Below are 21029 nucleotides of genomic sequence, written 5' to 3'. Positions count from 1 at the left end.
TCATTACGCCTGTGATTGACCCGCGACCAGCCCCTCGGCCTCTGTCGGCGTCGCATTCATCATCCGGTTGAGCCAGGGCACCATCAGCCCCATCACCACCGCAATCAGCAGGGTCGCCATTCCGATCTTGCCAAACACGCCGGTGTAAATGGGCAAGGTTTGCAGCGGATCCGTCATCCCTTGCGGCACGGCGGTAAAAGTCGCCACATAGCCCCCCAGCAGGGACGCCATCGCCTGAGTCAGGAACCACATTCCGAGAATGAAGCCCATCAGCCGTTGCGGCACCAGCGCAGCCACCATCGCCAGTCCCAGCGCACTGATCATCAGCTCTCCCAGACTCTGGAACAGGTAGATAAGCACCATAAACCAGGGGGAGGTCAGCCCCTGCTCATCGGCAAACCACCAGCCGGATGCCGCCGCCGTCAGAAAGCCCAGCGAGCAGAAGAACATCCCGAGGGTGAACTTGAGCGGCATGGTGAGATCCCGCCCCTTGCTGCCCATCCGGGTATAGATCATCGCGAGTACCGGGCTACCCACCACCACCCAGAAGGGGTTGAGCGCCTGGAAGCTGATTGGGTTGACGCTCATGCCCAGCATTTCGTGGTGCATGTTGTTGATGGCAAAGAAGTTCAGAGACGTCGGCATCTGGGCGTAAAGCACATAGAAGAGCACCGCCTCCAGCATCAGCACGAAGGCCACATACATCTTGTTGCGACCCACGGTGTCGAGCTTGAACGCCTCGCGGAAAAAGAAAATCACCACGGCGATAGTCACCGTCATCAGCACCATGTTGGCGATCACCACGTGGTGCATCAACCAGGCACAAAAGAAGACCATGACCACCGAGCCAGCCAATACCATCAGCAACTTGCCGTAGTTGAGGGGCAGATGATCCGGCTCGGAGCCAATGTCTTTCACCATATTGCGGCAGGCAAAGAAGGTGAGCAGCGCAATCACCAGCCCGACACCGCAGAGGTTGTAGGTGACGGTATAGCCGTAGTGATCGGCGATGACCGGAGCCAGCGACAGGGAGATAAGCGAGCCGATATTGATCGACATATAGAACAGGGTAAAAGCCCCATCCAGCCGCGGATCTTTTGGCTGGTAGCATTTTGACAGCAGGCTGGCCGGATTGGCCTTGAACAGGCAGTTACCAACTGCAATGGTGCCCAGCGCATAGAAAATCAGGTCGGGATTATAGATAGAGAGGCCGGTCATGAAATAGCCGATAACCAGAACCACGGCCCCCAGCACCATGGTGCGCTTGGTACCGAGAATATGGTCGCCGACATAGCCACCGACCGAGATCAGGCCATATACCAGCGCCGAGAAGGCACCGAAGGTAATAAAGGATTGCTCTTGGGAAAATCCCAGTTGCTGTACAAAGAAAACCGCCAGGATCCCCTGCACGCCGTAATAACCGAAGCGCTCCCAGAGTTCGACGAAAAATATCATGAAGAAGGGTTTGGGCTGTTGTAACAACCCGGTCGGTGCTGTTGCTGGACGCATATCAACCTGCCTTTGCTGAGTTTTATTTTTATTAATCTGGTGGTGGCTGCCGCACTATTTTTTGCCCCGCCATTGCCATAACGGGGAGCGCAGTCAGCCTGCCAATCTGGCTATTTTCGGGTGCACGCGCCCCGTTCGATGAAAGGTGTCTTTCATCTAGCCGGTTTCAATTACGGGTTATCGGGGGATGGTGAGTGGCGTCTCCCAGTACAGTTGCCGGCTCCGGGTTCGACCTTTGCTGCATCCCTTTACTCAAGCCGGTCTATCAACCTTGATGCTTATTCCCCTCTGCTCCGTCACTCATGGCTGGTGGCCAGATAGCCGGGGCATGGCACGGCTACAGACGACCTGTGGGGCTGGCTCACGCCGCGATCTACTGGCTATCACACTACACAGGCGCTATCTAACCCCGCCATTCCAAGGGGTGTCATGCTATATCACTGCAAATACAGGAACTTAATGGTCGATCACACTTTAAAAGTGACCATCAGTGAAGTTTTCTAATGAAACCACATGAATTTTTTTCGTGAAAAGAGCTTCACTCGAGACGTGCAACCAAGGCCAATCTGTGCATAAAGAGAGTTGAATGGCACACAGTTGAACCCGAACTCGGCACTTAAGTCGTGCTAAAGCCCACTCATCCGGGCGATCCAACAACAAAAAGCAGAAGCTGATGGCTCCGGCTGATCATGGGCACAGTCACGGCCACATTAGCGTGGCGATTCATCGTTGTAGAGTCGCCGGATCTCGTTGCGCAGCCACATCACCTTGGCATCCTGATTGTGCCGCTTGTGCCACAGCAAGATGAAGGCGATCTCCAGCTGGGCGTAGAGCTTCTCGGGGAGCGGCAGCGGCATGGCGATCAGATTGCCGTGATGCCGACTGGCATAACCACCACAGTAGGAGGGGGCCACCGCGATCAGCTCGTGGCTCGACTGGGAGGCAATATGCAGCGCCTGCTCGAAACTGGCGACCATGATGGGCACCTCCCGCTTCAGCCCCTCATCCTCCAGCAGACTGTCGAGGGCCCAGGTATCGTTCGCTTCCCACACCATGCTGATCTGGGGACAGGCCAGAAAGTTCTCCAGCGACCACTTCTGCTCTAGCAGGGGGTGATCCTTGCGCAGAAAAACCACCGGACGATCAGTGAACAGCACCTCGTGATCGATGTAATAAGGCAAGCGGTTGACCTTGGCCTGAGAGCGGCCATGGGTCTCGCGGGCGCAGAAGCCGAGATCTGCATCGCCATTGACGATGTCGTTGAGGGAGTGGTGATCCCACCCCAGCATCCTGACCACCGAGTTGGGGTACTTCTGGTAGATGGTCATGGGCAGATCGCTCAGGAAGCTGATGTAGAAGGGGGACTCCATCACCAGCGTGAAACGGGCACCGTCGGGGATCGCGTCGCTATTGAGCGAGGTGATGCTGTCGGTGAGCTGGAACCAGACCTTCAGCTCTTCCTCCAGGGTCAGGGAGAGGTTGGTCGGCTGCAACCCCTGCCGCACCCGCACAAACAGGGGATCGTCAAACCACTCCCGCAATTTGGCCAGAGACTTGCTCACCGCCGACGGAGTGACACAGAGCTTTTTGGCCGCCCCTGCCACACTGCGCTCCTGCATCAGGTACTTGAACACCACCAGCAGGTTCAAATCGAGTTCACCCAGATTGCGCATATCCCCTCTCATCTTCCATCAGCACTGCGACCGCGCTTCACGAAGCGCGAGCCATGGTAACAGCCCTTTGACAGCCAGGTAACTGAGCAGAGCCAGCATCAGGGCATAGATCAGCATCTCGGACGGAGTAAAGCCGAGCCGGCCAAGCAACCAGATATAGAGGCCGGAGAGGCTGATCTGCATGATGCAGAGCACGGCGCTGGCAAACGCCACATTGTGCTGGCAACCGTCGAGCGCCTCCCCCATCGCCACCCCGAAGCCACAGGAGAAGCCGACACAGACCAGCGCAAACCCCGGCAGCAACAGATGGATATCGCCCCCCGCCTGCCAGCTGCCGAGCAGTGAGCACGCTGCCAGCAGATAGCAGAGATGAGACACCGCCAGCACTTTCTGTTTGCCCAGCCAGCGCAACAGCAGGGGCGTCAGGAAGGAGGTGGACATGCTCACTCCGGCCATCACCATCATCACGATGGAGTACTGCTCGGTGGTGAAGCCAAACTCCTTCATCAGGATCAGCGGCGAGACGCTGACATAGACCAGAATGGCGGTCACGCTGGTGCTGGTCAGCAACGAGATCAGCATAAAGCGCGGGGAGCGCAACAAGGTAAATGGCAAACCTCCAGCACTCTCCTGCCTGTTTGCCGGCCGGGTCTCCTTGAGCAGCAGGAAGTTGATCAGACCGGTCAATGCCGCCACCAGAGCCATCGTGACGAAGATCCCCTGCCATTGAAAACGGGAGAGGATAAGGTAGCCCAACACTGGCGCCAGTACCGGAATGACGCAGATAACCCCGTTGATCATGGAGAGGGCCATCGCCAGCCGCTCTTCGCTCAGCACATCCCGCAACACGGTAAAAGTCATGATATAGAGCGCCCCCGCCCCGACCCCCTGCCAGAATCGCCCCAGATAAAACTGGGTGACATCGGCTGAATGGGCCGCCACCAGCGAGGCGGCTAGAAAGATGATGGCACCGCCCAGCACCACGGGACGACGCCCATAACGATCGGCAATCATCCCTCCCAGCAGGACTGTCGCAGCCATGCCAAAGAGGTAGATGGAGAAGGCGGTGTGGATCTGCGCCTCGTTCGCCTGCAGGCTCTCGGCAATCCGGGGGACGGCGACCAGATAGAGATCGATGCCAACCGGATAGAGGATGATCATCAGAAAGGCGCACAGCAGAAAAGTTCTCATTGAGGCTCCGTAACAGAAATCTGGCTCCTGTTCTGCCAAAAGCGCGGCAAACAGCAGGCAAGCAAGTGACTATGCGGAGCACTATAGGGGGGGGCTACCACCCCACCTAGTGAAGAGATGGCGATCGGTACATTCCAATCAGGAAATATTGTATTGGGCTACGTGCCTGAGCAGCCATATTTAATTGACCAGACCACAGCAATGAACCATGTCGCCTCCCGTTCATAACCATCCCTGCGCTGCGTTTTTACCACCCGTTAGTTATCCGCCTTCGCCCTTGCGGGCGTATTAAGCTGTAGGGGCGACGCAACACAGGGAATGTGTATGAAGGGAATGAATAGAGAAGATCAGATTGCCGGGCTGCTGGCGGCACTGGAGCAAGTCATTCTGGGCAAGCCGCTGCAACTGAAAATCGCGCTTGTGACCCTGCTGGCGCGCGGTCATCTGCTAATCGAGGATCTGCCCGGCATGGGCAAGACTACCCTGGCCCACGCGCTGGCGCAGGTGCTGGGGCTTGCATGCCGGCGGATGCAGTTCACCGCCGATCTGCTCCCCGCCGATCTGCTTGGGCTTCAGATTTTTGCCCCCCAGCAACAAACATTTCGCTTTCACCCCGGCCCCATCTTCACCCAGGTACTGCTGGCGGACGAGATCAACCGCGCCAGCCCCAAAGTACAAAGCGCCCTGCTGGAGGCGATGGCAGAGGGCAAGGTGAGCATTGAGGGGAATACGCACCCACTCCCCGATCCGTTTTTCGTCATCGCCACCCAGAATCCGGCGGATCAGGCGGGCACCTATCCGCTGCCGGAGTCCCAACTCGACCGCTTCGCCGTGCGACTCTCGCTGGGTTTTCCGCCGCGAGAGGCGGAGCGCCAGCTACTGCGGGGCCACCAACCGACTGGCCCATTGCCCGCCATGCTGAATGCCGCCGAGCTGGCTGCCCTGCAAGCGGAAGGTGATGCCATCCATGTTTCCGATGCCACCCTCGACTACCTGCTGGCGCTGGTGCACCAGAGCCGCTTTGATGGGGATCTGCCACAGCCCCTCTCCCCCCGTGCAGCCCAGACCTTGCTGGCGGTGAGCCGGGCCTGGGCGCTGGTTGCGGGACGGCGCTTTGTCACGGTGGAGGATGTGCAGGCAGTCTTCCCCTATGTGGCCGAGCATCGGCTGCGGGGCAGCTTTGGCGTGCAGCACGGCGAAGCCTGTCCCCTGAGCCAGCGGTTACTGGACAGGGTCGATCCGGACAATCCCTGATGAGCAAATTGCTAAACCGTTGGCAGCAGTGGCGAGCCCGCTGGCAGCGACGCTGGCTCGACCGCCGCATTCCCCCGGCCCGCCAGATCACGCTGGGTACCCGCAGCCTCTTTATCCTCCCCACCCGCATGGGGCTGCTCTATCTGCTGGTGCTGCTCGCCATCTATCTGCTAGGCACCAACTACCAGAACAATCTGGTGCTGCTGCTGGCCTACTGCCTCGGCAGCCTGTTTATGGCCGCAATGTGGCTTACCCACCGCAACCTGTTGGGGCTGGAACTGCTAGGGGGCCCGCTGGTGCTGGGGGAAGCGGGTAGCCAGCTACCTATCCGTATCTTGGTGCAAAGCCCTCGCCCGGTGCAGGCGCTCCGGTTTAGCCTCAACGAAGGCACCCTCTGGCTGGCACAGGCTGACGCTGTGCCCAGCACAGTTATCCTGCCAGTATCGGGCTCGCGCCGTGGGCCACTGCCCCTTGGCCGATTGCGGGTCGAGAGCCGCTACCCCCTCGGTCTGTTTCGCTGCTGGTCCCTGCTGGACTTGCAGTTGGAGGGCTGGCTCGCCCCCAAACCGGCGTTCGGGGCGCTAAGAGGGGAACATGCGACCGAAAGCAAGGGGCATCAGGGCCAGCCCGCTCCGGCCACTCTCGGTGACTTTGACTCTCTGCGGACACATCAGGCCGGTGAACCACTGAGCCGGGTCGCTTGGAAGCAACTTGCCCAAGGGCGCGGCCTGCTGACCAAGCAGTTCCATGAACCGCAGCAGGATGAGACTCACCTCACCTTGCAGCGGGTCGCGGGCGGGGATCTGGAGCAGCGGCTGGCGGTGCTGGCCTGGTGGTGCGCCGATTACGGCAAGCGGGGCATCCCCTTTACCCTGACACTGGCAAACCAGACGCTGGGGCCCGATAGCAGCGCCGCCTTTGTGCAGCGCTACCTGCTGGCACTGGCCCAATTCGATGCAACACCACCGAAGATCACGCCAGATGCTGCTCGATAACCGCCGCCTGCTGCCACTCATCGCCCTGCAACAGCTGCTGCTGGTCGCGGCGCTCTGGCCCCAGTTGCAACTCTGGGTAGTGGCAGTGGGCGCCATCACTCTCGGCGTCCGGGCCATGATGCTGTGGCGCGGCTTGCCGCCCCTGCCTGCCCGCTGGTTGGCGCTGCTGGCCATCACAACCGTGGTGTTGCTGGGGTTGCAGTGGCGCACATTGGGCACCCTGCCCGCCCTGATCAATCTGCTCTGGCTCGGCTATAGCCTCAAGATGATCGAGGTACGGCGCGAGCGGGATATCGAGCAGGTGCTGCTGCTCGCCTTCTTCCTCATCGCGCTGGCGCTGGTACAACGCCAAAGCATCGGCTGGACAGCCGGGATGGCAGTGGCACTCTGGCTGGCAGTGACCGCGCTGGTGACCGCCGTCGTCCCCGAGCAGAAACGGCCTTGGCGCAGTGCGGGGAGCGCCCTGCTGCTGGCGCTGCCCTTGCTTATCACCCTGTTTATACTACTGCCAAGGCTGCCGCCCCTCTGGCAGATGCCCACCACCAGCCGTGCCCTGTCCGGCCTCTCGGAAGAGCTGGCCCCCGGCGATATCAGCGAACTGGTCAACTCCTCGGAACTGGCGTTTCGGGTAAGCTTTGCCGATGGCCCGCCCCCTGTCCGCGAGCGCTATTTTCCGGTGATGCGCCAAGAAGTTTTCGATGGTCAGCGCTGGTTGCTGAGCCCCGAGGTCAAAGCATGGCAGCAGACAGTGCCGGTGCAGACCGGGCTGACCCTTCTGGCATCATCTTCACGGGCAAGCAATCAGCTGGCAGATAGTCCATTACCCGCCGGGAGCTACGAGGTGATCGCCGAGCCCCAGCGCCACCGCTGGGCCTTTGCCCAAAGTGAACCGACTATTCTGACTGGACCAGTGCTGCTCACCCCCATTCACACCCTCTATCGGCAGGGGAGCGGCGAGGTGGCAATCCGTTATCGCATTGGCCGCGGCGAAGCACAGATCGAGGACGACCACCAAGCCGCTCAGCGCAACCTGCAACTGCCTGGCGGGGGCAACCCAAGAGCGCGCGCCCATGGCCAAGAGCTTGCGGCACGCTATCCGGATCGCAGCGCGCTGGTAGCCGCCCTGCTCGAACAGTTTCGCAGCCAATCCTATTACTACACCCTGACACCGCCACGGCTTGGCAGTGACGGGGTGGATGAGTTCCTGTTCGATACCAGGCGCGGCTTTTGCGGCCACTACGCCATGGCGACTGCCTTCGTGCTGCGCGCCGCCGGTATTCCGGCACGGCTGGTCACCGGTTATCTCGGCGGCGAGTGGAATCCCAGAGGCAACTATCTGGCGGTACACCAGTTCGATGCTCACGCCTGGGTGGAGTATCTCGATGAAGGGGGCTTATGGCGGCGAGTTGACCCCACGGCGGCAGTGGCACCGGAGCGCATTGAAGGCGGCGTGAGGGAGGCCCTGAGCGACGAGTTTACCGCCGCCGACCCCCTCGCTCTGCAGCGTTATCGCAACTGGGCCCTGCTCAATCAGCTGCGCTGGTGGGGCAACAATATCGACTACCAGTGGAGTCGCTGGGTGATTGGTTACGATGCGGGCCAGCTCTGGCAGCAAATTGGCCTGCGCTGGCCTGCACTGGCGGGACACACTCCCTGGTTGATCCTCGCCAGCCTGATGCTGGTCGCCCTGCTGGTGAGCCTGCCCCTGCTGTTGCCCGCCCGTCTGCCGCCAGAGCGGCGCATCTGGCAACCCCTGCTCAAACGGGGCAAACGCAGCGGCTATTCCCCAGAGCCTGCCGAGAGCATGGGAGCATGGTGCGAGCGGCTGGCGCGGCTGCGCCCCGACCTTGCCCATCCCCTGCTAAAGAGTGCGTGGCTCTATCGCCGCTGGCGTTATGCCCCCCTCAACGACCGGCAACAAGGGCGCTGCTGGCGCCAGTTGCAACGGCGTGTCAGACAGCTCGCCCAGCGCTGGGATCAGCTGCAGAAGAGCGGCTCATAAAAGAAGGGGGAGCCACCGGCTCCCCCTTCAGGTTTTAATCAAGAGGTTTGACTCACCGCTTGTTATTTTTTGGTCGGATTGTCCCAGATCCCCTCTTCCAGCTGGGAGCGGATCTCGGGGTACTTGTTGGCATCAAAGGTAGGCACCTTGCCCAGCCTGAGCTGGTCGTTGTAATCCTTGGCCAGCTTGATGGCGACGCCGGAGAGCAGCAGGATAGCCACCAGGTTGACGATGGCCATCAATCCCATGGAGACATCAGCCATTGCCCAGACGGTCGGCAACTCGCCCACAGAGCCGAACATCACCATGCCCAGCACAAACATCCGGAACAGCATCAGGCCGCCCTTGTGGTTGTGCTCGAGGAACACCAGATTCGTTTCGGCATAGGAGTAGTTCGCCACGATAGAGGTGAAGGCGAAGAAGAAGATGGCCGCCGCGATAAAGATGTTGCCACCGCTGCCAATCTGGGAAGAGAGCGCCCGCTGGGTCAGCTCGACACCGGTCACGCCGGAGCCCGGCTCAAACTGACCTGACATCAGGATGATGGCGGCGGTACAGCTGCAGATGACGATGGTATCCATAAAGACCCCCAGCATCTGCACATAACCCTGGGAGGCCGGGTGCGGCGGATAGGGAGTGGCAGTCGCTGCAGCGTTGGGCGCAGAGCCCATGCCCGCTTCGTTGGAGAAGAGACCACGCTTGATACCGTTGATCATCGCCTGGGAGATGGCATAACCCAGCGCACCCGAGCCAGCCTGCTCAATCCCGAAGGCGGACTTGATGATCAGCATGAAGACATGGGGCAACTCGGTGATGTTCATCGCCACGATCACCAGCGCCAGCAGGATGTAGGCCAGCGCCATAAAGGGCACCACCAGCTCGGCAAAACGGGCGATACCACGAATGCCGCCGAAGATAATCAGGCCGGAGAGCGCCACCAGCGCCAGACCGCTGACCCAGTCAGGAATACCAAACGCCACCTTCATCGCCAGACTGATGGAGTTGGCCTGCACCGCGTTGAACACCAGACCAAATGCCAGGATCAGGCAGAGCGAAAACACCACCCCCATCCAGCGCATGCCAAGGCCTTTCTCCATGTAGTAGGCCGGGCCACCACGGTAGTTGCCATCCTCATCCTTGACCTTGTAGAGCTGGGCCAGGGTGCTTTCGACGAAGGCGGTCGCCATGCCGATAAAGGCAATCAGCCACATCCAGAAGATGGCGCCGGGGCCGCCCAGATAGATGGCGACAGCCACACCGGCCAGGTTGCCGGTGCCGACACGGGCGGCAAGGCTGGTACAGAGGGCCTGGAAGGAGGAGATGCCTGCATTGTCCGATTTACGGCTGTTTTTCAGCACGGAAAACATGTGGCCAAAGTGACGGATCTGGATAAAACCCAGGCGGAAGGTGAAAAAGATACCGACCCCGATGAGCAGGTAGATGAGCACGGCTCCCCACATCAGGTCGTTTAGCATCGCAATCAAGGTGTCCATAATTCTCTCGTTGTTATTCACATCCATGGCCAGTCTGCGCTGACCGTTTTCTGTCTGTCGTTTAATTAGCGTTTCGCTAAAGGGGCGGAATCTAGCACAGCGGGAGAGCCCGGAATAGTGATCCCGGTCACGCGAGACACAAAAAACGAACGGTAAAAGCCCATAAAGCTCCATTTAAATCGCAAACTTTCAACAAACTCAATAATTCAATCAGACAGGCCACCATTAAGCCCCATAAGAGAACCATTTTGATATATCCCTGATGAGCTATCCGAAAACGCAAACGCTTGCATGAAATGGCTTTCAAACGGAGACATTTCGCCAAACGTTTTCGCTGTAATTAAATTTCAAGTACGTAGCGAGATAATTTATGTGATCGACGACACAAATATGGATATTGGCTAAAAAAGTTCAGCTGAAAGCAAACCGGAGCGAGGTCGGGAGGAAATGTAAAAAACCTTACTAATCATATAGTTTCACGCCATAAAACGGGATGACTCAACAGCCTGAATGTTTAACAACCAAGCGCCCCTATTGCAGGATGCAGCACATCAGTATTAATTAGGCAGGCAATGACGATGGGCCGCCCCCATCGCGCTTTTCTGAGCCTGAGGCACCAAGATCCTGTAATTTTATTTCAGAACCACCGTCTCAAGCCCGCAACCCAGGGATTACTCCCTCATTAAGAGATGATATTCGCTATGGCCGATAAATTAACCCAGCTGAAAGCCCTGACCACTGTTGTTGCCGACACCGGTGATATCGAAGCCATCAAACGCTATCAGCCCATCGATGCCACCACCAACCCCTCTCTGGTTCTGAAGGCCTCCGAGATCCCCGAGTACGCTCCGCTGATCGAAGACGCCATCAAATGGGCCAAAGCCCAGAGCCAGGACAAGGCACAGCAAATCATCGACGCGGGCGACAAGCTGGCCGTCAATATCGGTCTGGAAGTGCTGAAGATCGTTCCGGGCCGTATCTCCACCGAAGTGGATGCTCGTCTCTCCTTCGATACCGAAGCCAGCATCGCCAAGGCGCGCAAGCTGATCCGTCTCTACAACGAAGCGGGTATCAGCAACGACCGCATTCTGATCAAGCTGGCCTCCACCTGGGAAGGGATCCGTGCCGCCGAGGTACTGGAGAAAGAGGGCATCCAGTGCAACCTGACCCTGCTGTTCTCCTTCGCCCAGGCCCGTGCCTGTGCCGAAGCCGGTGCCTTCCTGATCTCCCCGTTCGTAGGCCGCATCCTCGACTGGTACAAGGCCAAGCACAACCGTGACTACACCGCCAGCGAAGATCCGGGCGTGGTCTCTGTCACCTCCATCTACAACTACTACAAGCAGCACGACTACCCGACCGTGGTGATGGGCGCCAGCTTCCGCAATACTGGCGAGATCCTGGAACTGGCTGGTTGCGACCGCCTGACCATCGGCCCGGCCCTGCTGGAAGAGCTGAGCAAGACCGAAGGGGCCGTGGTACGTAAACTGGACTACACCGGTGAGCGCAAGGCCAAACCGACTCCGATGACCGAAACCGAATTCCGCTGGGAACTGAACCAGGACGCCATGGCTCACGAGAAGCTGGGCGAAGGCATCCGCATGTTTGCCATCGACCAGGGCAAGCTGGAAACCATGCTGGCAAGCCGCCTGTAATCGGTTCTTTTTTCTGATAAAAACCGGGCCCCTACCAAGGGGCCCGGTTTTTTTTCATGGGCTTTTTTAGCGCTGTCATAGAGTCGTCACGAAAACGTTTTAATTTCAGATTCGTTATGTTATACGGGTGGTGAAAACGATAAAAACCAAGGAGGGAGCCATGGAAATGTTCAACTTCGATTATGACGAGGTGGTTGAACTCGGTTCGCGTAGCCGCGGGACAACGGGAAAAAAACGTAAATGGCGTGAAATCGAGGCGTTGAAAGACAAACATCGCCTGCAGAAGGAGCTGCAATCCATCGATATCGCCTATGAAGGTCTTACAGACGAGATTGAACTGTAATACCGCCAGACACCTGTAAAAGCGCTCCGCACAGCCGGGGCGCTTTTTTATGCCGCAATAGGATGATCACGTGGCTTGTCATGCCATCGCCAGCGATGCCAAAGGATGCTGTAGGCTACTGACAGCCATCACCAACAGCATGGCATACCAACCCTGCCCCTCACCCGCGAAGACTGAGCTGTGCCGTTTCAGGGCACGTTGGGGCACTCACCTGAATGACAGAACAACCGCAATAAAAAGCCCCCGTCGCTGACGGGGGCCTGAATACTCGGGGCTGACGGCTGCGCTTAGCAGTAGCCGTAGCCCAGCAGACGCTGGTAACGCTGCTCCAGCAGTTGCTCGGTATCGAGCGGACGCAGTGCGTCCAGATCCTGCTTGATGCGGGCCTTGAGGTTTTTGGCCATCTTCTCCACATCGCGGTGGGCACCGCCGAGGGGCTCGTCGATCACATGGTCGATCAGCTTGAGCTCTTTCAGACGCTGGGCAGTGATCCCCATCGCTTCGGCAGCCACGGAGGCCTTGTCAGCGCTCTTCCACAGGATGGAGGCACACCCTTCCGGCGAGATGACGGAGTAGGTGGAGTACTGCAGCATGTTGACGCGGTCACCCACGCCAATGGCAAGCGCACCACCGGAGCCACCCTCACCGATCACGGTGCAGACCACCGGCACGGTCAGACCGGCCATCACTTTCAGGTTGCGGGCAATCGCTTCGGACTGGCCACGCTCTTCGGCACCGACGCCGGGGTAAGCGCCCGGGGTGTCAATAAAGGTGATGATCGGCATCTTGAAGCGCTCGGCCATCTCCATCAGACGCAGGGCCTTGCGGTACCCTTCCGGACGCGGCATGCCGAAGTTGCGCTTGATCTTCTCTTTGGTCTCGCGACCCTTCTGATGACCAATCACCATCACCGGCTCACCGTCGAGACGGGCGATGCCGCCGACGATAGCCTTGTCATCGGCATAGGCGCGATCGCCAGCCAACTCGTCGAAATCGGTGAAGATATGCTCGATATAGTCAAAGGTGTAGGGGCGCTGGGGATGACGCGCCATCTGGGATACCTGCCAGGCCCCCAGATCACCGAAGATCTTCTTGGTCAGCTCTTCGTTTTTCTTCTCCAGCCGGCGGATCTCGTCTTTCAGATCCACGGCGTGATTGCCTTCACTCACATGTTTGAGTTCATCAATCTGCGCCTGCAACTCGGCAATCGGCTGTTCAAAATCCAGAAAAAGACTCATAGGGCCTTAGAACCTCTAATCAAAAACCAATTCAACCCGCTCTCGTCCAAGCAGGACTCGCAAGTCATCTATCAGTTGATCGGTGGGCGTCACCCGCCACTCGGTACCGAGCGTCAATCGCACCCGGGAGCCGGGGCGACGATAGTTTACCTGAACCGGACAGACTCCGGCACGGGCGGGCTCCAAAATCTCGCACAAACGCGGGAAAAAGCGATCATCAATCCGCTGTTCATCGAGGGAGATGCGGATTGCTCTGGCAAAACGCTCCCTCGCATCGTTGATATCCAGTAATTCTCGAGCCGACATTTTAAGGCCACCGGAGAAGTCATCAAAGCTGACCTGTCCAGAAACCACCAAAATGCGGTCTTTTTGCATCAATTCTTCATATTTTTCCAGCGCTTCACTGAACAGGGTCACATCGAGGCGACCGGAACGGTCGTCCAGAGTGAAGATCCCCATCTTGTTGCCACGCTTGGTCACCATGCTGCGGGCCGCAATCACCAGCCCCGCCGCCGTGGTCACGGTATCGCGTGAAGTGGGATGCAGATCGCACAGGCGACCCGAAGTATAACGACGCAATTCGCTGCTGTACTGGTTGATGGGGTGGCCGGTGAGATAGAGCCCGAGGGTCTCGCGCTCCCCTTCCAGCCACACCTTGTCAGGCCAGTGCGGCACGTTGGCAAACGCCTTCTTGACGTCGTCAATCTCTTCGGTGAGCACGCCGAACATGTCGACCTGCCCCACCGCCTGCGCCTTGGCGTGCTGCTCGGCGGCCCGCATCGCCTCCTCCAGGGTCGCCATCAGGGCGGCGCGGTGGGGGCCGAGCCGATCCATGGCACCGGAGAGGATCAGCTTCTCCATCACCCGCTTGTTGAGCTTCTTGATGTCGACCCGGTTGCAGAAGTCGAACAGATCGCGGAACGGGCCGTCCTGATCCCGGGCGCTGAGGATAGCGTCAATAGGGCCTTCACCCACCCCTTTCACCGCCCCGATGCCGTAGACGATATGACCCTCTTCGTTGACCGAGAAGCGATAGCGGCCGGTGTTCACATCCGGCGGGATCACGGTCAGCCCCATCCGCTGGCACTCGTCCACCAGGGTCACTATCTTGTCGGTGTTGTCCATATCGGCGGTCATCACCGCCGCCATGAACTCGGCCGGGAAGTGGGTCTTGAGCCAGAGGGTCTGGTAGGAAACCAGCGCATAGGCGGCGGAGTGGGACTTGTTGAAGCCGTAGCCCGCAAACTTCTCCACCAGATCGAAGATCTTCATCGCCAGTTCGCCGTCGACGCCATTCTTGACGGCGCCCTCCTCGAAACCGGCCCGCTGCTTGGCCATCTCCTCGGGCTTTTTCTTACCCATCGCCCGGCGCAGCATATCCGCGCCACCCAGCGTATAACCCGCCAGGGTCTGGGCGATCTGCATCACCTGCTCCTGATAGAGGATGATGCCGTAGGTCGGTTCCAGAATCGGTTTCAGGCTCTCGTGCTGCCACTTCTCGTCCGGATAGGAGATCGCTTCATTACCGTGTTTGCGGTCGATGAAGTTATCCACCATGCCAGACTGGAGCGGGCCCGGTCGGAACAGGGCCACCAGTGCGATCATGTCTTCGAAGCAGTCGGGGCGCAGCCGCTTGATGAGATCCTTCATGCCGCGGGATTCCAGCTGGAATACCGCTGTGGTCTCGTAGCGTTGCAGCAGGTCGAACGACTTCTTGTCATCGATAGGGATGGCGGCGATATCCACCGGCGGCTTGCCCTCTTTGGCAAGACGCGGGTTTATCATGCCGAGCGCCCAGTCGATGATGGTGAGAGTGCGCAGACCCAGGAAGTCGAACTTCACCAGACCGGCGTACTCCACGTCGTTCTTGTCAAACTGGGTGACCGGGTGATGGCCCTCATCATCGCAGTAGAGCGGCGCAAAGTCGGTGATCTTGGTGGGTGCGATCACCACGCCACCGGCGTGTTTACCAGCGTTGCGCACCACCCCTTCGAGACGACGAGCCATGTCGATGAGGTCTTTGACCTCCTCATCCTGCTCGTAGAGTTCGGGCAGCTTGGGCTCGGCCTCGAATGCCTTGGCGAGCGTCATCCCCGGATCCGGCGGAATGAGCTTGGAGATGCGATCGACAAAGCCGTAGGCATGGCCCAGCACCCGGCCCACGTCCCGCACCACAGCCTTGGCCGCCATGCTACCGAAGGTGATGATCTGGGAGACCGCCTCCCGGCCATACATGTCGGAGACGTGCTCGATCACCTCGTCGCGTCGGTCCATGCAGAAGTCGACGTCGAAGTCGGGCATGGATACCCGCTCGGGGTTCAGGAAACGTTCGAACAGCAGGTCAAATTCCAGCGGGTCGAGGTCGGTGATCTTGAGGGCGTAAGCCACCAGAGAGCCCGCCCCCGAGCCCCGGCCCGGGCCAACGGGAATGCCGTTGTCCTTGGACCACTGGATAAACTCCATCACGATGAGGAAGTAACCCGGGAAGCCCATCTGGTTGATCACTTTCAGCTCGACATCGAGGCGCTCGTCATACTCGGGACGTCGCTCGGCCCGCACCGCCGGATCCGGGAACAGGAACTCGAGACGCTCCTCCAGACCCTCTTTCGATTTGGCCACCAGAAAATCTTCGGTGGTCATGTCGCCGGTCGGGAAGTTGGGCAGGAAGTATTCGCCGAGACGCACCGTCACGTTGCAGCGCTTGGCGATCTCCACCGTGTTTTCCAGCGCTTCGGGGATGTCGGCGAACAGCTCCGCCATCTCCTCCTGACTGCGCAGGTACTGCTGGGGGCTGTAGCGACGGGGGCGGCGTTTGTCCATCAGGGTATAGCCATCGTGGATGGCGACCCGGATCTCGTGGGCATCGAAGTCATCGGCGTTGAGGAACACCACCTCGTTGGTGGCGACCACCGGCAGCTCGAACTCGGTGGCGATGGCCACCGCCATGTGCAGGTAGACCTCTTCGTCGGGTCGACCGGTACGCAACAGTTCGAGGTAGTAGGCATCGGGGAAGTGAGTCTGATAGAAGGCGACACACTGCTCGGTCATCTGCCGGTTGCCCTTGAGCAGGAACTTGCCCACATCCCCCTCGCGCCCGCCGGAGAGGACGATCACCCCCTTGGCATGCTCGGCGAGCCAGCTCTTGTCGATAACCGGCCGCCCTTGCACGTGGCCGCGCTGGTAACCGCGGGAAATAAGCAGGGTGATGTTCTGGTAGCCGTCGTTATCCATGGCGAGCAGGGTGAGACGGAACTGCTCGTCGCCGAGCTCATCGCTCTGCACCCAGAAGTCGGCACCGACGATGGGCTTGATCCCCTTGCCGTGGGCCGCGCCATAGAAGCGCACCAGACCGCACATGTTCATCTGATCGGTCAGCGCCAGCGCCGGCATGTTGTTGGCCGCAGCCGCCCCGACGATGGGGTTGATCTTCTGCAGGCCATCGACCATGGAGAAGTCGGAGTGGACTCGCAGGTGGATAAAACGGGGGTCAGCCATCGTCATCTCCTCTCGCTGCTCAAACTAAATGGCATGGTCTACTCGATCCCCAGTGCGCGGCGCACCGGTTTGAAGCTCTTGCGATATTCGGGCAACGGGCCACGCTCGGCCAGAATGGCGAGGTGATCCGCAGTCGGATAACCCTTGTGACGGGCAAAACCATATTCGGGATGACGGCTGTCCAGCTCGGTCATCTCCGCATCGCGGGTCACCTTGGCGAGGATCGAGGCGGCGCTGATGGCGGCCACCAGGCTATCGCCCTTGACCACGGCACGCGCTTCCATCGGCAATGCAGGGCAGCGGTTGCCATCGATAAAGACCAGCTCGGGGGTGACCTTCAGTCCCGCCACGGCTCGCTGCATCGCCAGCATGGTGGCATGCAGGATGTTGAGCTCGTCGATCTCCTCCGGAGTTGCACGACCGATGGCCCAGGCGAGCGCTTTCTCTTTGATCTCGTCAAACAGGGCGAGGCGCTTCTTCTCGGAGAGCTTCTTGGAGTCGTTGAGCCCTGCGATCGGATTGGCGGGATCGAGAATGACCGCAGCGGTGACCACGTCACCCACCAGGGGGCCACGACCCACTTCGTCCACACCGGCAACCAGCTTGTCGTCAGGAATATCGATCATCATCTTGTAGCCTTGAATCAAAACAGGCCCCGTGGGGCCTGACAGGGGTCGACTGGCGCAGCATTACCGCTCGAAAAGGATGAACGGGTAGCGCGGCGCAATCGACGGTCCGAAATAGCGTTATCTGCCGAGCAGATCCGCCACCGCATCGGCGGCCTGCGAGTCGGCATTGCAGCGGATCAGCTGGTGCAGCTCGGTGAAGGTATTGACCAGCGCACTGTTGTCGTGCTCGAAGTACTTGCTCACCTCTTCCACCAGATTCTCCGGGGTGCACTCGTGCTGGATGAGTTCCGGCACCAGCATGCGACCGGCCAGCAGGTTGGGCAGAGAGACAAATTCGGTCTTCACCAGTCGCTGGGCCAGCCAGTAGCTGAAGGGCTTGAGCTTGTAGCCCACCACCATCGGCTTTTTCACCAGCATGGCTTCGAGCGCTGCGGTGCCAGAGGCCAGCATCACCACGTCGGCGGCGATCATCGCCTCGCGGCCCTGCCCTTCCAGCAGCACCATGTCGAGACCCGGCGCTACCTCGGCCTTGATGGCCATAAACTGCTCACGCCGTTTCTGGTTGACCAGCGGCACGATGAAGCCGAGATCCGGATAGCGCACCGTCAGGTGTTTGCACGCCTCGAGAAACAGGGGAGACATAAAGCCCACTTCTGCGGTTCGGCTGCCCGGCAGCACCGCCAGCCAGCGGCGATTGGCATCGATACCGAGATTACGACGCACGGCAGCCTGATCCGGCACCAACGGAATATCATCCGCCATGGTGTGACCGACAAAACGGCAAGGGGCGTCGAAGCGGTCGTAGAAGGCTTTCTCGAACGGCAGGAAGGCGAGCACCATGTCGGTAGCGGCCTTGATCTTGTGAATGCGGTTCTGACGCCAGGCCCACACCGAGGGGCTGACATAGTGAACCGTCTTGATACCGGCGCGGCGCAGTTTCAGCTCCACTCCGATATTGAAATCCGGTGCATCCACGCCGATAAAGATATCGGGCGGGTTGGCAATAAAGTGGCGCAACAGTTCGCGACGGACCTTGAGGATGCGCGGCAGACGGCCCAGCACCTCGGTGATCCCCATGACGGAGAGCTCTTCCATCTCGAACAGGGCCTTGACGCCGAGGGCCTGCATCCGCGGCCCGGCGATCCCTTCAAACTGCGCATCCGGGTAGCGGGCCTGCAGCTCGCGCACCAGACCGGCAGCCAGAATGTCGCCGGAGACCTCTCCGGCGACGATACCGATACGAACCGGATCAGGCACGGATGATCCCGCGCTCGTTGTCTTTGAGGAAGTCCACATAGAGCTGGACAGCCGGTTCGGCTTGCGCCATCTCGATCAGCACCGGCAGCACCTCTTCGATGGTCTTGCCGGAGCGGAAGATCTCTTTGTAGGCACGCTTGACGGCAGAGATGGCCTCGGCGCTGAAACCGCGGCGACGCAGACCTTCGGAGTTCACCCCGAAGGGCTTGGCGTAGTTGCCGGCAGCCATCACGTAAGGCGGTACGTCCTTGTTCAGGGCGGCGCAGCCACCGACGAAGGCATGGGAACCGACGCGGCCGAACTGGTGAATGGCGGATAGACCACCAAAGATCACGAAATCACCGATCACCACGTGGCCAGCCAGGGTCGCGTTGTTGGCGAAGATGCAGTTGTCACCAATGATGCAGTCGTGGGCAACGTGGACGTTGACCATGAACAGGTTGCCGCTGCCCACCTTGGTCAGGGATTGATCCTGAATGGTACCGCGGTGGAAGGTGCAGTTCTCGCGAATGACGTTGTTGTCGCCAATCTCGAGGAAGGTGCGCTCACCGGCGTACTTCTTGTCCTGGCAATCCTCACCGATGGAGGTGTGCTGGAAGATCTTGTTGCCGCGACCAATCTTGGTCGGGCCCTTGATCACCACATGGGAACCTACCCAGGTGTTGTCACCGATTTCCACCTCGGCGCCGATGACAGAAAAGGGGCCGATTTCAACCCCTTTACCGATCACGGCAGACTCATGGACGATGGCAGTATCGTGAATGATGGCAGTCTGGTCGATCACGTGTGTTAAACCTCGCGTTTGGCGCACATCAGCTCGGCGGTACAGACCACTTCACCGTCGACGGTAGCGACACCGGTGAACTTGGCAATACCGCGACGCTCTTTCAGGAACTCCACGTCGAGCACCAGTTGGTCACCGGGGCCGACCGGACGCTTGAAGCGAGCGTTGTCGATTGAGGCAAAATAGTAGAGTTCGTTGGGAGACGGCTTGCCCACCATGGTAAAGGCCAGGATACCGGTGGCCTGTGCCATCGCTTCCAGGATCAGTACGCCAGGGAACACCGGCTTGGCCGGGAAGTGCCCCTGGAAGATCGGCTCGTTGAACGAGACGTTCTTGATGGCGCGCAGGGTTTTGCGCTCATCGCTGATCTCGTAGTCGTCTACACGATCCACCATCAGAAACGGATAACGGTGGGGCAGCAGATCCATGATTTCCTGGATACCCAGGCTCTTCTTTTCAGTAGTCAAAACAGTACCCTATACCAATCGTGATTATTCTTGATCCAGCTTCTTCTCAAGCTTGCTTAACCGCTTGTGCATCTCTTCGATACGCATCACCCGGGCGGCGGTCTTGCGCCACTCTTTATTGGTTTGCAGAGGGATGCCGGAAGAGTAGACACCGGGCTCGGTAATGGGTCGCATCACCATGGCCATACCGGTAACGGTGGCCTGGTCGCAGATCTCCATATGCCCGTTAAAGACGGAAGCGCCGCCAATGATACAGTATTTGCCGACCTTGAGACTACCAGCCATCACTGTGGAGCCCGCCACGGCGGTGCCGTAACCGATCTCCACGTTGTGGGCGATCTGGCACTGGTTGTCGATGATGACGTTGTCAGCGATGCGGGTATCTTCCAGCGCACCGCGGTCAATGGTGGTACAGGCACCGATCTCGACCCGGTTGCCAATGGTCACACCGCCGAGCTGGGGGATCTTGATCCACTCGCCACGCTCGTTGGCATAACCGAAACCATCGGCCCCGATCACTGTGCCGGATTGAACCAGACAGTCGGTGCCCATGGTCACATTGTGATAGAGGGTGACGTTGGCCCACAGCCGGGAGCGGGCTCCCAGCCGGGTATTCTTGCCAACGAAACAACCCGGGCCAATGCGGACATCGTCACCCAGCACAACGCCGGATTCGATCACTGCATTGGCACCGATGGCCACTCTCTCGCCCAGTTGCACGTCAGCCGCGATAACGGCGCTCGGATGGATATCCATGGCCGGCTGCGGGGTGGTGTCCAGCAGTTGGGCTACCCGGGCAAAGCCCACATAGGGGTCTTTGAGCACCAGGGCATTGGTGGGACAAAATGGCAGATCCGCTTCTGTAATGAGCACGGCGGTCGCCTTGCTCTGCTCCAGATAGTGCCGGTACTTCTTGTTGGACAGGAAGGTAATCTCACCCTCCCCGGCCTTTTCGAGTGTCGCTACCTTGCGGATTTCCAGGGTTCCGTCGCCATGGACCTGGGCCCCCAGTTGCTGGGCCAGCTGTGCGAGAGTGAATGCCATCAA

Annotated in this window: 16 protein-coding genes; 5 read left to right on the top strand and 11 right to left on the bottom strand. The window is 59.4% G+C overall.

Annotated features, from left to right (window positions below):
* Positions 1-3: 3 nt before the first annotated feature.
* The 3 genes from dtpB to G5332_RS13075 form a co-directional block, all read right to left on the bottom strand.
* Positions 4-1509 (bottom strand): dipeptide/tripeptide permease DtpB, encoded by a 1506-nt coding sequence (gene dtpB / locus G5332_RS13085; RefSeq protein ID WP_421172806.1) that lies wholly within the window; start codon positions 1507-1509, stop codon positions 4-6.
* A gap of 710 nt (positions 1510-2219) precedes the next feature.
* Entirely contained in the window at positions 2220-3182 is a 963-nt protein-coding gene (yidZ, locus tag G5332_RS13080; protein WP_421311276.1) for an HTH-type transcriptional regulator YidZ, read from the bottom strand.
* A gap of 18 nt (positions 3183-3200) precedes the next feature.
* Positions 3201-4373, bottom strand: coding sequence for an MFS transporter (locus tag G5332_RS13075; RefSeq protein WP_421172804.1), 1173 nt, complete (start codon positions 4371-4373; stop codon positions 3201-3203).
* Between the two features lie 324 nt (positions 4374-4697).
* On the opposite strand from G5332_RS13075, the gene G5332_RS13070 reads away from it, so the two are divergent.
* Genes G5332_RS13070 through G5332_RS13060 form a run of 3 tightly spaced genes read left to right on the top strand, consistent with a single transcriptional unit; the run spans position 4698 to position 8624 of the window.
* A complete protein-coding gene (locus G5332_RS13070) occupies positions 4698-5627 on the top strand; it encodes an AAA family ATPase (protein ID WP_421259450.1) in 930 nt (309 codons plus the stop codon).
* Entirely contained in the window at positions 5627-6622 is a 996-nt protein-coding gene (locus tag G5332_RS13065) for a DUF58 domain-containing protein (protein ID WP_421259451.1), read from the top strand. Before G5332_RS13070 ends, G5332_RS13065 begins: the two co-directional genes overlap by 1 nt.
* Complete coding sequence (locus G5332_RS13060; RefSeq protein ID WP_421259452.1) at positions 6609-8624, top strand: transglutaminaseTgpA domain-containing protein; 2016 nt, start codon at positions 6609-6611, stop codon at positions 8622-8624. Before G5332_RS13065 ends, G5332_RS13060 begins: the two co-directional genes overlap by 14 nt.
* 62 nt (positions 8625-8686) lie before the next feature.
* Here the strand turns inward: G5332_RS13060 and G5332_RS13055 are convergent, their stop codons facing one another.
* Positions 8687-10117 carry an alanine/glycine:cation symporter family protein gene (locus G5332_RS13055; RefSeq protein WP_042055130.1) on the bottom strand — a complete coding sequence of 477 codons (1431 nt, stop codon included), beginning with the start codon at positions 10115-10117 and terminating at the stop codon, positions 8687-8689.
* A 701-nt stretch (positions 10118-10818) separates the two neighbouring features.
* Between G5332_RS13055 and tal the strand changes: the two genes are divergently transcribed.
* Positions 10819-11769, top strand: a complete 951-nt coding sequence (tal, locus tag G5332_RS13050; RefSeq protein ID WP_236381375.1) for a transaldolase — start codon at positions 10819-10821, stop codon at positions 11767-11769.
* Between the two features lie 160 nt (positions 11770-11929).
* Positions 11930-12112 carry a DUF3545 family protein gene (locus G5332_RS13045; RefSeq protein ID WP_005338547.1) on the top strand — a complete coding sequence of 61 codons (183 nt, stop codon included), beginning with the start codon at positions 11930-11932 and terminating at the stop codon, positions 12110-12112.
* Positions 12113-12399: 287 nt separating this feature from the next.
* Here the strand turns inward: G5332_RS13045 and accA are convergent, their stop codons facing one another.
* From accA to lpxD, 7 genes are all read right to left on the bottom strand, one after another.
* Positions 12400-13350, bottom strand: a complete 951-nt coding sequence (accA, locus tag G5332_RS13040; RefSeq protein ID WP_005338549.1) for an acetyl-CoA carboxylase carboxyl transferase subunit alpha — start codon at positions 13348-13350, stop codon at positions 12400-12402.
* A 15-nt stretch (positions 13351-13365) separates the two neighbouring features.
* Positions 13366-16845: a DNA polymerase III subunit alpha gene (dnaE, locus tag G5332_RS13035; protein WP_042055125.1), complete on the bottom strand. Its 3480-nt coding sequence runs from the start codon at positions 16843-16845 to the stop codon at positions 13366-13368.
* Positions 16846-16883: 38 nt separating this feature from the next.
* Positions 16884-17474, bottom strand: a complete 591-nt coding sequence (gene rnhB, locus G5332_RS13030; RefSeq protein ID WP_216951877.1) for a ribonuclease HII — start codon at positions 17472-17474, stop codon at positions 16884-16886.
* 117 nt (positions 17475-17591) lie between these two features.
* A complete protein-coding gene (lpxB, locus tag G5332_RS13025) occupies positions 17592-18731 on the bottom strand; it encodes a lipid-A-disaccharide synthase (protein ID WP_040098041.1) in 1140 nt (379 codons plus the stop codon).
* Positions 18724-19515 carry an acyl-ACP--UDP-N-acetylglucosamine O-acyltransferase gene (gene lpxA / locus G5332_RS13020; RefSeq protein WP_005338557.1) on the bottom strand — a complete coding sequence of 264 codons (792 nt, stop codon included), beginning with the start codon at positions 19513-19515 and terminating at the stop codon, positions 18724-18726. The genes lpxB and lpxA overlap by 8 nt, the downstream gene beginning before the upstream one ends.
* 5 nt (positions 19516-19520) lie before the next feature.
* Positions 19521-19982 carry a 3-hydroxyacyl-ACP dehydratase FabZ gene (gene fabZ, locus G5332_RS13015; RefSeq protein ID WP_005338559.1) on the bottom strand — a complete coding sequence of 154 codons (462 nt, stop codon included), beginning with the start codon at positions 19980-19982 and terminating at the stop codon, positions 19521-19523.
* 24 nt (positions 19983-20006) lie between these two features.
* Positions 20007-21026 carry a UDP-3-O-(3-hydroxymyristoyl)glucosamine N-acyltransferase gene (lpxD, locus tag G5332_RS13010; RefSeq protein ID WP_421172798.1) on the bottom strand — a complete coding sequence of 340 codons (1020 nt, stop codon included), beginning with the start codon at positions 21024-21026 and terminating at the stop codon, positions 20007-20009.
* Positions 21027-21029: the final 3 nt, after the last annotated feature.

The sequence above is a fragment of the Aeromonas sp. 603757 genome (assembly GCF_049171255.1).
Lineage (GTDB): Bacteria > Pseudomonadota > Gammaproteobacteria > Enterobacterales > Aeromonadaceae > Aeromonas > Aeromonas veronii_A.
Note: the sequence above shows the minus strand (reverse complement) of the source record. Positions and strands in the feature narration are given on the sequence as shown.

Excerpts from the sequence above, each read along its gene's own strand:
- dtpB (WP_421172806.1), bottom strand. The coding sequence starts at position 1,509 with ATGCGTCCAGCAACAGCACCGACCGGGTTGTTACAACAGCCCAAACCC.
- yidZ (WP_421311276.1), bottom strand. The coding sequence starts at position 3,182 with ATGCGCAATCTGGGTGAACTCGATTTGAACCTGCTGGTGGTGTTCAAG.
- G5332_RS13075 (WP_421172804.1), bottom strand. The coding sequence starts at position 4,373 with ATGAGAACTTTTCTGCTGTGCGCCTTTCTGATGATCATCCTCTATCCG.
- G5332_RS13070 (WP_421259450.1), top strand. The coding sequence starts at position 4,698 with ATGAAGGGAATGAATAGAGAAGATCAGATTGCCGGGCTGCTGGCGGCA.
- G5332_RS13065 (WP_421259451.1), top strand. The coding sequence starts at position 5,627 with ATGAGCAAATTGCTAAACCGTTGGCAGCAGTGGCGAGCCCGCTGGCAG.
- G5332_RS13060 (WP_421259452.1), top strand. The coding sequence starts at position 6,609 with ATGCTGCTCGATAACCGCCGCCTGCTGCCACTCATCGCCCTGCAACAG.
- G5332_RS13055 (WP_042055130.1), bottom strand. The coding sequence starts at position 10,117 with ATGGACACCTTGATTGCGATGCTAAACGACCTGATGTGGGGAGCCGTG.
- tal (WP_236381375.1), top strand. The coding sequence starts at position 10,819 with ATGGCCGATAAATTAACCCAGCTGAAAGCCCTGACCACTGTTGTTGCC.
- G5332_RS13045 (WP_005338547.1), top strand. The coding sequence starts at position 11,930 with ATGGAAATGTTCAACTTCGATTATGACGAGGTGGTTGAACTCGGTTCG.
- accA (WP_005338549.1), bottom strand. The coding sequence starts at position 13,350 with ATGAGTCTTTTTCTGGATTTTGAACAGCCGATTGCCGAGTTGCAGGCG.
- dnaE (WP_042055125.1), bottom strand. The coding sequence starts at position 16,845 with ATGGCTGACCCCCGTTTTATCCACCTGCGAGTCCACTCCGACTTCTCC.
- rnhB (WP_216951877.1), bottom strand. The coding sequence starts at position 17,474 with ATGATGATCGATATTCCTGACGACAAGCTGGTTGCCGGTGTGGACGAA.
- lpxD (WP_421172798.1), bottom strand. The coding sequence starts at position 21,026 with ATGGCATTCACTCTCGCACAGCTGGCCCAGCAACTGGGGGCCCAGGTC.